Below are 14,529 nucleotides of genomic sequence, written 5' to 3'. Positions count from 1 at the left end.
ATAGGTGGGGTTTTTATGAAACGATGTGTGACGTTAAACAGCTACAACCTTCTGCCGTTTCGGATCATTAGTGCCGTAGCCCATCACTGGGGCAGCCTGACCGCCTTTAGCAAGCTTGACGGCGCAGTACTTAAATTCCGGAATCTTGCCAAAAGGATCTAAGGCTGAGTTGGTGATTAAGTTAGCTGCAGCTTCATAGTAAGCAAACGGAATAAAGATCACGCCACGCGGAGTGCCATCATCTCTACGTACATGGATACCCACTTCGCCACGACGTGATTGAACGGTAATGACATCACCAGCTGAAACGCCTAACTGAGTCATATCTTCACCATTCATCGACACGGTAGCCATCGGCTCAATCGCATCCAAGACGGTTGCGCGGCGAGTCATACTGCCAGTGTGCCAATGCTCTAGCTGACGGCCAGTAATCAATACAAATGGATACTCTGCATCTGGACGCTCATTCGCAGGAATGATATCCGCAGGAACCAACTTCACCTTGCCATCTGGCGTCGCGAAGTTGTCATCAAATACGATTGGGCGACCCGGATCTTCAGCAGACAAACATGGGTATGTCACGCTAGATTCTTTTTCTAATCGATCCCAAGTAATGCCATTAATGGCTGCATGCATTGCTTGACGCATCTCGTCATAGACTGCTGCAACGCCATCGTCTGGACCTTGATAGTTCCAGTTCAAGCCCATGCGTTTCGCAATTTGCTGAATGATCCACAGATCAGGCTTGGCATCCCCAGGAGGGTTAATCGCCTTCTTGCCCATCTGCACCATACGGTCGGTATTGCTTGCAGTACCAACCTTCTCTGGCCATGCACTTGCTGGCAATACTACGTCCGCTAGGAGTGCAGTCTCAGTCATGAAAATATCTTGCACAACCAAGAGATCCAAAGAAGCCAAAGCATGACGAGCATGATTCAAATCAGGGTCGCTCATCGCAGGATTCTCACCCTCAACATACATACCGCGAATCTTGTCTGGATCACTATCCGGTGCAGTGATCTTATGCATGATCTCTACAACGGTATAGCCAGGCTTCTTATCTAATGGGGTATCCCAGAACTTCTCAAACCACGCATGTGCTTCTGGATTATCAACACGTTGGTAGTTCGGGAACATCATCGGGATCAAGCCGGCATCACTAGCACCCTGCACGTTATTTTGTCCGCGCAGTGGATGCAAGCCAGAACCAGGCTTACCAATTTGGCCAGTAATACTGACTAAGGCAATTAAGCAACGGGCGTTATCGGTGCCATGAACGTGCTGACTGACACCCATGCCCCACAAAATCATTGCTGACTTAGTGGTAGCAAACTCTCTGGCTACTTCACGTAATGTCTCAGCCGGGATGCCGCAGATTGGCGCCATGGCTTCAGGGCTGTAGCCCTTGATATTTTCCTTAAGTGCTTCAAAATTATTGGAGCGGTTCTGAATGAAGTCTTTATCAACCAGACCCTCTTCAATGACTGTATAAATCATGGCATTGAGCATGGCAACGTCAGTGTCTGGCTTGAACTGCATCGTGCGCCAGGCATGCTTACTAATCTCTGTCGCACGTGGGTCGCACAACACAATTTTTGCACCACGTTTAGCAGCATTTTTAAACCAGGTTGCAGCAACAGGATGATTGGCGGTTGGGTTAGATCCAATTAAGAAAATCATGCTCGAATGCTCAACGTCATTCACTTGATTACTTACGGCACCAGAACCAACACCCTCTAACAGCGCAGCAACCGATGATGCATGGCAAAGACGGGTGCAATGGTCAACGTTATTGCTACCAAAACCAGTACGTACCAGTTTTTGGAATAGGTAAGCCTCTTCGTTACTACCTTTTGCAGAGCCAAATCCAGCCAATACTTTATTGCCGTATTGATCTTTGAGTTTTTTGAGGCCGCCACCGGCAACTTCAAGCGCCTCTTCCCAAGTTGCTTCACGGAAGATATCTGACCAATCTTGCTTGCCTTCAAGCAAGGCTTCATCTTTAGCAACACCCGCTTTGCGAATCAGTGGCTTGGTTAAGCGCTGTGGATTATGGATGTAGTCCATACCAAAGCGGCCCTTAACGCAAAGACGGTTGTGGTTAGCTGGGCCATCACGACCTTCGACGCTAACAATCTTTTCATCTTTAACGTTGTAAGTGATTTGACAGCCGACACCGCAGAAAGGACATACTGAATCTACTTTGCGATCTACAGTTTGTGAGCCAATTAATCCCTTAGGCATCAATGCGCCTGTTGGGCAAGCCTGTACACATTCGCCACAAGCAACGCAGGTACTGTCGCCCATTGGGTCATTCAGATCAAATACGATCTCGCTATGAGCGCCACGCATTGCGTAGCCGATCACATCATTCACCTGCTCTTCACGGCAAGCACGTACGCAACGATTACATTGAATACACGCATCTAAGTTCACTGCCATTGCCGGGTGAGACACGTCATTACTGACTTTGTCACGGCGTAATGCTTTGAGCTCTGGTCGAACCGTCACATCCATGCGTGCTGCCCAGGTGCTTAATTCGCCATGTTGATTTTTTTGCTCTTCTTCCTTACTGTCTCCTACCCACTTAAAGCCCTCGTCCGGCATGTCTGACAACAACATCTCCAACACGAGCTTTTGACTCTTCAATGCACGTTCACTATTGGCTTTAACATCCATGCCAGGGGTTGCGCTACGGCAGCAACTTGGCGCTAAAGTACGTTCACCGTTAATTTCTACTACGCAAGCACGGCAATTACCATCAGGACGATAGCCGTCTTTGAAACACAGATGTGGAATATCAATGCCATGACGTTTAGCGGCTTTGAGAATCGTCTCACCTTCGTAAGACACGATGGTTTGCCCGTCTAGCTTGAACTCAACGGTTTGCAATTCAAGTTCTTTAGGATTTACTGGTGCGTTCATATTTGTCTCGTTTTTCCCTTAGTTTTTTTGTTGCTGATTAAGCAACCTCTTCTGGGAAATATTTAGCAATACAGCGAATGGGGTTTGGTGCAGCTTGACCTAGGCCACAGATAGAAGCATCAACCATTACAGTTGCTAGATCCTCTAGCGTGTCTTGATCCCAAGACTTAGACTGCATCAGTTTGGCGGCCTTGCTGGTACCCACACGACACGGAGTACATTGTCCGCAACTCTCATGCTCAAAGAAGTGCATCACATTGAGCGCCATATCGCGCGCTTTGTCTTTATCGCCAAACACCATCACTGCAGCAGAGCCAATGAAACAGCCATAAGGCTGCAAGGTATCGAAGTCGAGTGGAATGTCATTCATCGTCGCCGGCAAGATGCCACCGGATGCACCACCAGGCAGGTAGCCATAGAACTTGTGGCCGTCTTGCATACCACCGCAGTACTCATCTATCAATTCTTGAATAGTGATACCAGCTGGGGCCAATTTCACACCAGGATTTTTAACTCGGCCACTAACGCTGTAGCTACGCAAGCCTTTGCGATCATGGCGACCAAAAGAGCTAAACCACTCTGGACCACGCTGAACAATATCGCGCACCCAGTACAGGGTTTCAAAGTTGTGCTCTAGCGTTGGACGACCAAACAATCCTACTTGAGCAATGTATGGAGGACGCATGCGAGGCTCACCGCGCTTGCCTTCGATACTTTCAATCATGGCAGACTCTTCGCCGCAAATGTAAGCACCGGCACCACGACGCAACTCTATCGAAGGTAATTTAAATGGGGGATTTGCTTTGAGCTTAGCTAACTCCGCCTCAAGCAACTCACGGCAACCGTGGTACTCATCGCGCAAGTAAATGTAGCAAGCATCAATACCTACAACACTAGCTGCAATCAATAAACCTTCTAAGAAGCGATGTGGATCACGCTCTAAATATGTACGGTCTTTGAATGTACCTGGCTCACCTTCGTCAATGTTTACTGCCATCAACTTCGGAGCAACTTGATCTTTCACGATGCGCCACTTACGCCCCGCTGGGAAGCCTGCACCACCAAGACCACGAAGGCCAGAGTTTTCCATCGCCTTGATGATGCTTTCAGCATCTTTTTTACCTTCAGCAATTTCTTTAGCTAGTGCATAACCACCTTGCGCACGATAAGACTCGTAACCTACATAGTCTGGCGACACTGCTTGATTCTCACCTTGAGGGGATACGCCTTTTTCAGCTAAAGCCGCAGGATCAAAATTAGCACTGTCCTTAGCCATTGGTTGTGTAGTCAGATTATTGTTGACGGCAGCACTCACCTTGTCGGTTGTCGCAAACAGCACTGGGTACTGATGCACTACTGCTACTGGAGCTTGCTCACAACGACCTACGCAGGGTGCAGCAACTACTTTGACCTTAGGGTTGCCCAAAATGGCTGGCAACTTTGCCAAGAGGTTTTGCGCGCCCGCCAATTCACATGCAATACCGTCGCATACGCGCACAGTGATATCAGCAACAGGATCATTGCCACGCACTACTTCAAAGTGATGATAGAAGGTGGCAACTTCATAGACTTCAGCCATCGGCAAATTCATTTCTTTTGCGAGGGCAACTAAATGACGATCATGCAAAGCACGGTATTCATCATTGAGCTTGTGTAAATTTTCAATCAGCAAATCACGGCGATGAGGGGCGGCACCAATTAACTGGCGAACCTCAGCCAAAGACGCGTCATCTGCTTGGCGTCCTTTGAGCTTACTTTTGCGACGAATGGTTTCCCTTAAATCATCCGCAGTTGCCACAGCAACAGCCTTGATTTCTCCAGAGGGTTTTGGGTGATTCATAGTATTTGTCTCTAATTTCTAGTCGCAATAATGATGCTATTTTTGTGTACTTAAAGTCTTGCTTAAGAAAGTCCAAGCCAGCGAGAAAAGATTTGCCTCGCTATATATAGGAAATTCCCAAAATCACAGTCGATTTTGGGTTATTTCCACACTCAAGTCCTTGACGGAGCTCAAGTGAATTTATTCAGGGTAAACCCTAAATTAGATTACGGATGGGGATGGCTTGTCGCCTGGTGGGAGAGAGTAATCCAGCTTACGCTCATAAACGCGCGCCTTGAAGCAGTCGTTATAGCCTTTACTACCAATCTGCCAGCCAATCGAAGTGCAATCATCTTGGGCTGCTGACTCAATGGAGCCACAGCCAGTCAAACCAATGGCAGTAATCGAAATAAGAATAGCAAGGGAGCGAAATGTAGTTGAATTCATACCTCAAGTCTACTTGATTACTTGGCGGGTGGAAACCCAACCTGCTGTTGCCAGCCATTGTTAAATGCATGAATCACTGGCTTTTCATAGACGCCTGCCTTAGTAAACGGCTCATCTACCAACCAAGCCTCGACATCTGCTTTGCTTGGGAAATCCATCACTAGCAAACTACCTACTGTGGTCTTGCCATCTTCTGATGTCAATGGGCCAGCAAAAGCCATCTTGTCCGCGAGTTTACCCAAATAGGCGCGATGCTCTGGTCGCACTTGAATACGAAGTTCTGCAGTGCCGGGACGATCCATTAAAAGAATTGCAAAAATCATGCTCTCTCCTAGTTGACTCTAAAACATCCATCTTACGGCAAGCGGGCAAAGAAAAACCGCCCGAAGGCGGTTTCTCGTGCAAAGCTATTAAAACGAATTAAGCAGCTTTACGGCTTTTTGCAGCTGGCTTAGCTACAGCGTATTGGCCTTGAACGTTAGCCAATGCAGCGTCGATACTTTTCTCAAAGTTTGCGAAAGCGTCAGTTGCTGAAGCGCGAACTTGGTCAAACTGTTGGAGTGAAGTTTCGAATGCAGTTTTGAATGCAGATACAAATGCCTCAGAACCAGCAGGAGCTGTTTTAGTAGCTTCTTTAACAAACTTAACCATGTCAGCACGTGCGTCATCAATAGAAGCCTCAACTACTTGAGCAACTTCTTTGTTACCGTTACGTACAACTTTGTTTACTTTAGCTTGGTAAGCAGCAGCGTACTTAGCAGCTTCTTGAGCTGTTTCTGGCTGAGCTAATTTTGCCAACTGTTGTGCATCTTTAATTGCCAACAATTGTGCGCTTGTATCTTGAGCAGCAACTAAAGCATCTTTAGCAGCAGCTTGGTTGATTTCAGCTAATTCTTTTGCACTTTCAACAGCTACTTGAGCCAAGTACTTAGCGTTTTCAACAGCTTTAGCTTGGGCTTGTGAGAGTTGGTCGTTTAATTGATTCTGGAACATGATTTTTCCTAACTTTTTAAATTGATAAAATTTATTGCGATGCACCATTGTAAAAAGTTTTTTATTGCACTGCAAGAATTATTTGCGGCATTGCAACAAAAAGATCAAAAACCCCTTTATTTGATTAAAAACAGGGGGTTGAGGGGCTAAATAATTTCGTGACCAGGGCTGATTTAGGGGAAAAATCAGGAAAAAACAATGAAAAAACCACCCGAAGGTGGTTTCAAACTACTGGCGGAAGAGGCGGGATTCGAACCCGCGGTAGGCTATTAACCTACGCACGCTTTCCAGGCGTGTGACTTAAACCGCTCATCCACCCTTCCGTACAGCCATTGATTATACGTTTGCCGGAAGGGTTGCCTCTAAAAGCGTGATTAGCAACTTATACAGACTCTTTGAGCTGCTCCAAAATCGCCGGATTCTCTAGGGTTGAAGTGTCTTGAGTAACCTCTTCGCCTTTGGCAATAACGCGCAGCAAGCGACGCATGATCTTGCCAGAACGGGTCTTAGGTAAGTTATCGCCAAAACGAACATCCTTGGGCTTAGCGATTGGACCAATTTCTTTACCAACCCAGTTACGCAATTCTGTCGCAATCTTCTTAGCATCATCGCCTGTTGGACGACCGCCTTTGAGAACCACAAATACACAAATAGCTTCACCAGTCAGTTCATCTGGACGACCAACCACTGCAGCCTCAGCAACCAATGGATTAGCTACCAAGCAAGACTCGATTTCCATTGTGCCCATGCGGTGACCAGAAACGTTCAACACGTCATCGATACGACCAGTGATGGTGAAGTAGCCGGTATCTTTATTACGGATTGCACCGTCACCAGCTAGATACAAAGTGCCGCCTAACTCTTCTGGGAAATAAGACTTCACGAAACGATCAGGATCATTCCAAATCGTACGAATCATGGAAGGCCACGGACGTTTTACAACCAAAATACCGCCTTGACCGTTTGGAACGTCAACACCTGCTTCATCCACAATCGCCGCCTGAATACCTGGCAATGGCAATGTGCATGAACCTGGAATCATTGGTGTTGCACCTGGCAATGGTGAAATCATGTGACCACCAGTTTCTGTTTGCCAGAAAGTATCTGCGATTGGGCAACGTGAACCACCGACATTCTCGTAGTACCACATCCAAGCTTCTGGATTAATTGGCTCGCCTACAGAACCTAAGAGGCGTAATGAAGATAAGTCATAGCTCTTGGGATGCACTGCTTGATCATTGCTAGATGCTTTGATCAATGAACGAATCGCTGTTGGAGCTGTGTAAAAAATTGTTGCCTTGTGTTTCTGAATCATGTCCCAGAAACGACCGGCATTTGGATAAGTTGGCACACCTTCAAATACGATCTCAGTGGCGCCAACTGCGAGCGGGCCATAAGTAATGTAAGAGTGACCTGTTACCCAACCAATGTCAGCTGTACACCAGAACACGTCGTTAGGCTTGATATCAAATGTCCACTTCATTGTGAGGATTGCCCACAAGAGGTAACCACCAGTAGAGTGTTGGACGCCTTTAGGCTTGCCTGTTGAGCCAGATGTGTAAAGAATAAACAATGGGTGCTCAGCACTTACCCACTCTGGCTCACAAGTAGTAGATTCATTCGCTACGATCTCTTGCATCCAAACATCGCGGCCTGCGGCCATCACGATATCGGCGCCAGTTCGTTTGCTAACGATTACATGCTTAACCTTAGGACACTCGCCAGTGGACAGAGCTTCATCGCAAATGGCTTTCAATGGCAATGCTTTGCCACCGCGGAACTGTCCATCAGCAGTAATTACTGCAACAGCACCTACGTCAACGATGCGATCACGCAAAGCTTGGGCAGAGAAGCCGCCAAACACGACAGAGTGAATTGCACCAATACGAGCACAAGCTTGCATGGCAACAATACCTTCAATTGTCATTGCCATATAAATGATGACGCTGTCACCAGACTTGATGCCCATCTTGCGAAGTGCATTTGCCATCTTGCAAACGCGCTCAAGCATTTCTTGGTAAGTTACGTTGGTAACGGTACCGTCATCAGCTTCAAAAATAATTGCAGTTTTGCCACCGAGTCCGTTTTCAACTTGGCGATCTAAACAGTTGTATGAAGCATTGGTTGTGCCATCCTCAAACCACTTATAAAAAGGTGCTTTGGATTCATCAAGAACTTTAGTAAAAGGCTTTTTCCAAAAAATATTTTCTTTAGCAAGACGACCCCAAAAACCGTCATAATCTTTTTCAGCTTCAGCACAAAGCTTGTTGTAAGCTTCCATTCCAGGAATGGCAGCAGATTTAACAAAGTCTGCTGGTGGGTTAAATACGCGGTTTTCTTGCATCAATGGTTCCATGCTTCACAGCCCTTCTATTCAATAATCAGTCGTCTTTTTTTGCAAAAACAGCGCAAAGTTAGGGAAACGCATCCCCAAGAGCTAATAAGATAAGTGAAAACACGCTGGATTTGCTCTATGGCAAACCCTTAAAATAGAAGAAACCTTACACAATCAAGCCTAAAACCATGACAAATATCAAACAAAACGACCTTATTCAAAGCGTTGCAGACGCATTTCAGTTCATCTCTTACTATCACCCAAAGGACTTCATCTCCGCCATGGGTAAGGCTTATGAGCTTGAGCAAGGCGCTGCAGCTAAGGATGCGATCGCTCAGATCTTGACCAATAGTCGCATGTGCGCGGAAGGCCACCGCCCTATGTGTCAGGACACCGGTATTGCAGTCGTTTTCCTCAAAATTGGTATGAACGTCCAATGGGGCGATGCCACTATGAGCGTCACCGAGATGGTGAACGAGGGTGTTCGTCGGGCCTATATGAACCCAGACAACCCATTACGTGCCTCAGTTTTGACCGATCCAGCGGGTAAACGCAAAAATACGGGTGACAACACCCCTGCCGTCGTGCATTACGAAATCGTGCCGGGTGATGATGTGGAAGTGATTTGTGCCGCTAAGGGTGGAGGTTCTGAGAACAAAGCCAAGATGGTCATGCTCAACCCATCTGACTCCATCGTCGACTGGGTACTCAAGACTGTCCCAACCATGGGTGCAGGCTGGTGCCCTCCCGGCATCCTAGGCATTGGTATTGGCGGAACCCCAGAAAAAGCCATGTTGATGGCTAAAGAATCCTTAATGGGGCCTGTAGATATTCAAGAATTGATCGCACGCGGCGCGAAGACTCGTGCTGAGGAGCTGCGCATAGAGCTATACGAGAAGGTGAATAAGCTTGGTATTGGGGCACAAGGCCTCGGTGGCTTAGCAACTGTTCTCGATATCAAAATCATGGAATACCCAACGCACGCGGCTTCATTGCCGGTAGCGATGATTCCAAACTGTGCCGCAACTCGTCACGTGCATTTCCACTTGCATGGCGATGGCCCAGCGATATTAGAAAAGCCATCCTTATCTGATTGGCCAGACGTGACTTGGACTCCGGATACTAAGAAATCAAAGCGTGTGAACCTCGATACTTTGACTGCTGAAGAAGTAGCCGGCTGGAAAGAAGGCGAAACGCTACTTCTCAACGGCAAGATTTTGACAGGTCGTGATGCTGCTCATAAGCGCATTCAGGACATGCTTGCTAAGGGTGAAGAATTACCAGTGAGCTTTAAGAACCGCGTGATCTATTACGTTGGCCCAGTTGATCCAGTAGGTGGTGAAGCAGTTGGTCCAGCAGGACCAACAACCTCAACCCGTATGGATAAGTTCACTGAGATGATGCTGGCTCAAACTGGTTTGATCTCGATGATTGGTAAAGCTGAGCGTGGTCCTATTGCAATTGAAGCAATCAAGAAACACAAGTCTGCTTATTTGATGGCTGTTGGAGGCGCTGCGTACTTAGTGTCTAAAGCAATTCAGACGGCGAAAGTAGTTGGCTTTGCTGATCTGGGCATGGAAGCCATTTATGAATTCGATGTCAAAGATATGCCAGTAACAGTAGCGGTCAGCTCTGCAGGTATTTCAATGCACGAGACTGGTCCAAAAGAATGGCAAGCCAAGATTGCTGGTATTCCAGTCAAGATTGCGTAAAACAACTATCACTAGCAATACATAGTTAAGCGACCTTTACTTGGCACTCATCGGAGTATTTGATTCTGGCGTTGGAGGCTTATCCATTTTGGATGAGGCTCTGCGTCAGCTTCCCGAGCACGACTACATTTATCTAGCTGACTCCATCAATGCGCCTTATGGAGAAAAGTCTAGCGAGTGGATAGCTTCGCGCAGTTTGGAGCTATGCCAATACTTAGCGGCACAAGGATGCGATGCGATTATGGTTGCCTGCAATACCGCTACCGCGGAAGCGATTGCACATATTCGTAATCAGCTTAGCAACATTCCCATCATTGGCGTAGAGCCGGGCATTAAGCCGGCGGCAATGCAGTCTACGAATGGCATTGTTGGAGTACTTGCCACCGAGGCCACGCTGAAGAGCGATAAATTCACCGCCCTACTGGCCACCCTTCCTAACTGTCAATTTATTAAACAAGCTGGGGCTGGTCTTGTTCCTCTGATTGAAGCAGGCCAAGCCAATGGCGAAGAGACCCTGGAGTTACTTGCAGAGCACCTTGAACCCATTCAGGATGCTGGCGCGGATACCCTAGTTTTGGGTTGTACGCACTACCCTTTCTTGCGTAAAGCCATTCGCAAGTTACTTGGAGACTCAATCAATCTCATTGATACCAGTGATGCAGTTGTGCGCCAACTCAAAAGAAAGCTAGAGGCGCAAGGTAAGCAATTAGATGATGGTACATGTGGTTCTATTCGATTTATTAGCAGCAAAGATGCAGAGACGCTAAATCAAATGGCGCAAGAGCTCATGCAATCGGATCTAGATGAACGCAGCATTGAGTCTCAATTGGTGAGCACCTTCAAATGAGCACTTTCCTCAGCCAACTCAACGCGCGTCTGCCCTTCGATAAAACCGAACGCATCATCATTGGCATTGTTATTGCCCTGCATCTACTATTTTTAGTTGGCTTCCAAAGCGGCATGAAGCCTGACAACGATAACAATATGGATGATGCGCGAGTCATGGCCAACCTCGTAAGCCCTGAGGCTGCTAAACAGCCTCAAGCAGCTCCAGCTGCACCTCCACCAAAACCCAAGCAAGAGCAAAAGAAGAAAACCGTGGATGAGAAATCCACGCAGGCACCAACTCCACCGCAAACTCAACAACAAGCTGCCACTCCACCAACACCACAGCAGTCTAAAAGCGAATCTCAGGTCCCTAATGCTACGGTTGCGCCCGCAACCACCTCTGGATCGAGCGGCACACCGATTCAGACTGACATTGGTAAACTGGTTGTCGTCTATCAGCCTGATGCAGATGCCTACTATCCCTCTTTCTCGAAGAGATCAGGGGAGCAAGGTGAAGTGGCGGTGCGATTGATTATTGATGAATCCGGCAGTGTTGAGGATGTTGCTCTATTACGTTCGAGCTCATTTCCAAGATTAGATCGAGCAGCAACAGAGATTGGTCGTCGTTATCGATTTAAACCATTCTTAGTAAATGGTTCGCCCCAAAGAATTTCTACTAACCTTTTAATTAAATTTAATTTAAAGAATTAAACATTATGAATACACCATTTGGCTTAGCAAATTTATGGCTCGAGGGCGATGCTATTACTCGCTTTGTAGCGCTCGCACTTCTCACTTGCTCGATTGTGACCTGGGTGATTTTGTTATCCCGCTTTTGGGATTTGCGCAATCTGCGCAAACTCAAACCTGAGCTCGATCAATTTTGGCGTGCCACATCATATGACCAAGGTCTCAATGCATTCACTAGTCATGCAAGCAATCCTTATTATCAAATTGCCAAGGCTGCAAGTGGCGCCTCCACTCACCACCAAAGTCAATCGACCAACCATCGTGAACTCTTGCAGACATTGAATTACTCAGAGTGGATGGCAAGAAGCCTTAAGAACAGTATTGACGGGGTTACCGCACAACTCCAAAAAGGCCTGACTTTCCTGGGCTCAACTGGCGCAACTGCACCGTTTATTGGCTTGTTTGGAACCGTGTGGGGCATCTACCACGCCTTAATCGCAATCAGCAGCTCCGGTAGCGCACAGATTGATCAAGTTGCAGGTCCTATTGGTGAAGCCCTCATCATGACTGCTTTGGGCTTAGCTGTAGCAATTCCAGCGGTGCTAGGCTTTAATGCAATCAACCGCGCCAATAAATTATTGGTTGCCGACCTCAACCGCTTTGGCAATGACCTCCTCGCATACTTTGTAACTGGTGCCCGCGTGAAGTCCGGAGAATAAATATGTCTTTTAATCTTCAGAACGATCAAGAAGAAAGCGGCATCATGGCCGAAATCAACATGACTCCGATGGTGGACGTCATGTTAGTTCTTCTCATTATCTTCATCATCACCCTGCCAGTGATCCAGCAGGCGGTGAAGGTTGAGCTTCCAAAAGCCAATAGCGTGCGCAATGAAGTCAAGCCGGAGTCAGTACAGCTCTCGATTGATGCTCAAGGTCAAATATTTTGGAATAGCACACCCATTGATTTAAAAACGTTTGATGGCTATGCAGAAAAAGCTGCCCAGAAAGAGCCGCAACCAGAAATCAATTTACGCGCTGATAAGTCTGTGAAATACGAATATGTTGCACAAGTATTAGCAGCATCCCGTCGTGCTGGCCTAACGAAGCTTGGGTTTGTGACTGAACCTAACTAAGGTTTTGCGGTAGCGCATTGCTCTTGGTAGGTCTTTGTACCCTCACCAAGAGTGGCTGAGAGAATCCCGCCCTTAATGGTCTCAGCTTTTCTCAGCTGACCAGTTAAGCGATTAATTGTGATCGCCGTGCTTACTGATCCAGGCCCATACTGAATACCATCAAAACGCTCTGGTGGAAAGTTGGCCTCCATCGAAATCAGTACCGTGGAATCAGTTACTAAAACGGTCTTAACGGCTTGCCTTCCCAACTCATCGGATTGATCTAAATCCCGACCATCTACATAGACCTTGGCCTTCTGATTTTTTAAGGCAGGACTAACCTTTAAATCGTAGGTCTCGGTGTAATTATTTTCTGAACGCGTGCAATTAAATTGAAGAACTTCGACGCTCCACGCCACGGAAGACATGAAAAGCATACAGAGGCAACATGCTAGCTGTGATGAATTCAAGATTGATGCGAGGACTATTCTAGTTTGGAGATATTGCTTGTAATACTATTGAATTGATCGGCAATACTAGGAGTGTCATCATCGCCACCCTTGTTTTTAGGCTCTTCATCATCCTTTGGCGCTTTAAACCATTTGAAGACCACCAAAGCAACCGATAACAAAGACATGACTAAACCAAAAATTACTTTAATCTGATCTATGAATTGCGCAGTCATAAAAGGCTGCTTACTGGAAATGTATAACTCCGTGCCATCGGAAATTGGAAAGCCAGACGGGGTCAATATATTTTCCTCAGATATCGGGAAGCTGAACCGAGAGCTTATCTGCGGACTATACAAAACAGGCAACAAGGCCGATATAGCGCGTGGATCAACATTTTTATTCGCCAGAAGATTCAGATTAACCCCGACCACTCGAATATCTGTAGCGGGTACTGGCGGCGAGATTTGATACATGTAAGCCAGAATCTTTGTATCTGCAACCCAACCCATGCGCATTGCCAAGGATGGCGGGAAAGACATTTCCAATAATTGATAGCCACGCTTTTGCACCAAAAAATCTACCGTAGCTGATGGAGCATAAGATACCTGAACAATGACATCGGGCAAACGATTGGGCTTCATACCCAAAAGTTGCTCGTCGCTAAAGTTGGTTTCCACATAATCCACTTCAGGAACTAAACCTGAAAAACGTAATATTTGATTAGAGACAATGCTGGGGCCGCCATTTTTCTCGCCTAGATTGACGGTTTTGCCCCGAATATCATGAATCGTCTTGACATCACCCTTTACTAAAAAATGGATCAACTGTGGGGCAATTGAAGCAACCTGCCTAACATCGTCATATCCCACTGGATCAATGCCGCCCTGCACGAAAGCTAAATCTAATGTGCCCTCATTTAAGTTATTTAGCGCCTGAAATGAGCCAGCTGTTGGCTCAATTGTTAAAGAGATGTTTCGTCGCGCCGCTTCTTCTTGCAGCACTTTAGTCAAGTGATGGCTTTTGGTGAGCATCCCACCGCCACTGATACTTAATTTATAGTGCCGCGGAAATAGATCGTAGGCAAATTTGCAGGCAAAACCAAGCAAGATGGCTATAACGATTAGGGCCAAGCCTTTTCGAATGTGGTGCTTACTTCTAAGCCAGTCTAAGGCTGAAAATAAATACTGTTCAACTTCATTAGTCGGATTACCCAT

At 46.8% G+C, this 14,529-nt stretch carries 13 protein-coding genes and 1 tRNA gene; 5 read left to right on the top strand and 9 right to left on the bottom strand.

The features are described 5' to 3' along the window. Positions 1 to 33 precede the first annotated feature (33 nt). From fdhF to acs, 7 genes are all read right to left on the bottom strand, one after another. Positions 34 to 2,925, bottom strand: a complete 2,892-nt coding sequence (gene fdhF / locus ICN25_RS04665; protein WP_216179403.1) for a formate dehydrogenase subunit alpha — start codon at positions 2,923 to 2,925, stop codon at positions 34 to 36. Positions 2,926 to 2,962: 37 nt separating this feature from the next. Further along, a complete protein-coding gene (locus tag ICN25_RS04660) occupies positions 2,963 to 4,765 on the bottom strand; it encodes an NAD(P)H-dependent oxidoreductase subunit E (protein ID WP_216179401.1) in 1,803 nt (600 codons plus the stop codon). Positions 4,766 to 4,966: 201 nt separating this feature from the next. After that, positions 4,967 to 5,191, bottom strand: a complete 225-nt coding sequence (locus tag ICN25_RS04655) for a hypothetical protein (protein WP_216179399.1) — start codon at positions 5,189 to 5,191, stop codon at positions 4,967 to 4,969. A gap of 17 nt (positions 5,192 to 5,208) precedes the next feature. Beyond that, positions 5,209 to 5,514, bottom strand: a complete 306-nt coding sequence (locus tag ICN25_RS04650) for a YciI family protein (protein ID WP_216179397.1) — start codon at positions 5,512 to 5,514, stop codon at positions 5,209 to 5,211. Between the two features lie 97 nt (positions 5,515 to 5,611). Then, positions 5,612 to 6,184 (bottom strand): phasin family protein, encoded by a 573-nt coding sequence (locus ICN25_RS04645; RefSeq protein ID WP_216135747.1) that lies wholly within the window; start codon positions 6,182 to 6,184, stop codon positions 5,612 to 5,614. 232 nt (positions 6,185 to 6,416) lie between these two features. Continuing rightward, a tRNA-Ser gene (locus tag ICN25_RS04640) sits at positions 6,417 to 6,507 on the bottom strand. 59 nt (positions 6,508 to 6,566) lie between these two features. Beyond that, positions 6,567 to 8,540 carry an acetate--CoA ligase gene (gene acs / locus ICN25_RS04635; RefSeq protein WP_216179395.1) on the bottom strand — a complete coding sequence of 658 codons (1,974 nt, stop codon included), beginning with the start codon at positions 8,538 to 8,540 and terminating at the stop codon, positions 6,567 to 6,569. A gap of 167 nt (positions 8,541 to 8,707) precedes the next feature. On the opposite strand from acs, the gene ICN25_RS04630 reads away from it, so the two are divergent. Genes ICN25_RS04630 through ICN25_RS04610 form a run of 5 tightly spaced genes read left to right on the top strand, consistent with a single transcriptional unit; the run spans position 8,708 to position 12,884 of the window. After that, complete coding sequence (locus ICN25_RS04630) at positions 8,708 to 10,231, top strand: fumarate hydratase (protein WP_216179393.1); 1,524 nt, start codon at positions 8,708 to 8,710, stop codon at positions 10,229 to 10,231. 40 nt (positions 10,232 to 10,271) lie between these two features. After that, positions 10,272 to 11,078 carry a glutamate racemase gene (gene murI, locus ICN25_RS04625; protein ID WP_216179391.1) on the top strand — a complete coding sequence of 269 codons (807 nt, stop codon included), beginning with the start codon at positions 10,272 to 10,274 and terminating at the stop codon, positions 11,076 to 11,078. Then, positions 11,075 to 11,770, top strand: coding sequence for an energy transducer TonB (locus tag ICN25_RS04620; RefSeq protein ID WP_216179389.1), 696 nt, complete (start codon positions 11,075 to 11,077; stop codon positions 11,768 to 11,770). The genes murI and ICN25_RS04620 overlap by 4 nt, the downstream gene beginning before the upstream one ends. 5 nt (positions 11,771 to 11,775) lie before the next feature. Beyond that, a complete protein-coding gene (locus tag ICN25_RS04615) occupies positions 11,776 to 12,468 on the top strand; it encodes a MotA/TolQ/ExbB proton channel family protein (RefSeq protein ID WP_216179387.1) in 693 nt (230 codons plus the stop codon). 2 nt (positions 12,469 to 12,470) lie between these two features. Further along, entirely contained in the window at positions 12,471 to 12,884 is a 414-nt protein-coding gene (locus tag ICN25_RS04610) for a biopolymer transporter ExbD (RefSeq protein WP_215326769.1), read from the top strand. Here the strand turns inward: ICN25_RS04610 and ICN25_RS04605 are convergent. Beyond that, positions 12,881 to 13,282 (bottom strand): hypothetical protein, encoded by a 402-nt coding sequence (locus tag ICN25_RS04605; protein ID WP_370624695.1) that lies wholly within the window; start codon positions 13,280 to 13,282, stop codon positions 12,881 to 12,883. The two genes, ICN25_RS04610 and ICN25_RS04605, sit on opposite strands and share 4 nt — an antisense overlap. A 65-nt stretch (positions 13,283 to 13,347) precedes the next feature. After that, complete coding sequence (locus tag ICN25_RS04600) at positions 13,348 to 14,529, bottom strand: TAXI family TRAP transporter solute-binding subunit (RefSeq protein ID WP_216179384.1); 1,182 nt, start codon at positions 14,527 to 14,529, stop codon at positions 13,348 to 13,350.

The sequence above is a fragment of the Polynucleobacter sp. 80A-SIGWE genome, from assembly GCF_018882295.1.
Lineage (GTDB): Bacteria > Pseudomonadota > Gammaproteobacteria > Burkholderiales > Burkholderiaceae > Polynucleobacter.
Note: the sequence above shows the minus strand (reverse complement) of the source record. Positions and strands in the feature narration are given on the sequence as shown.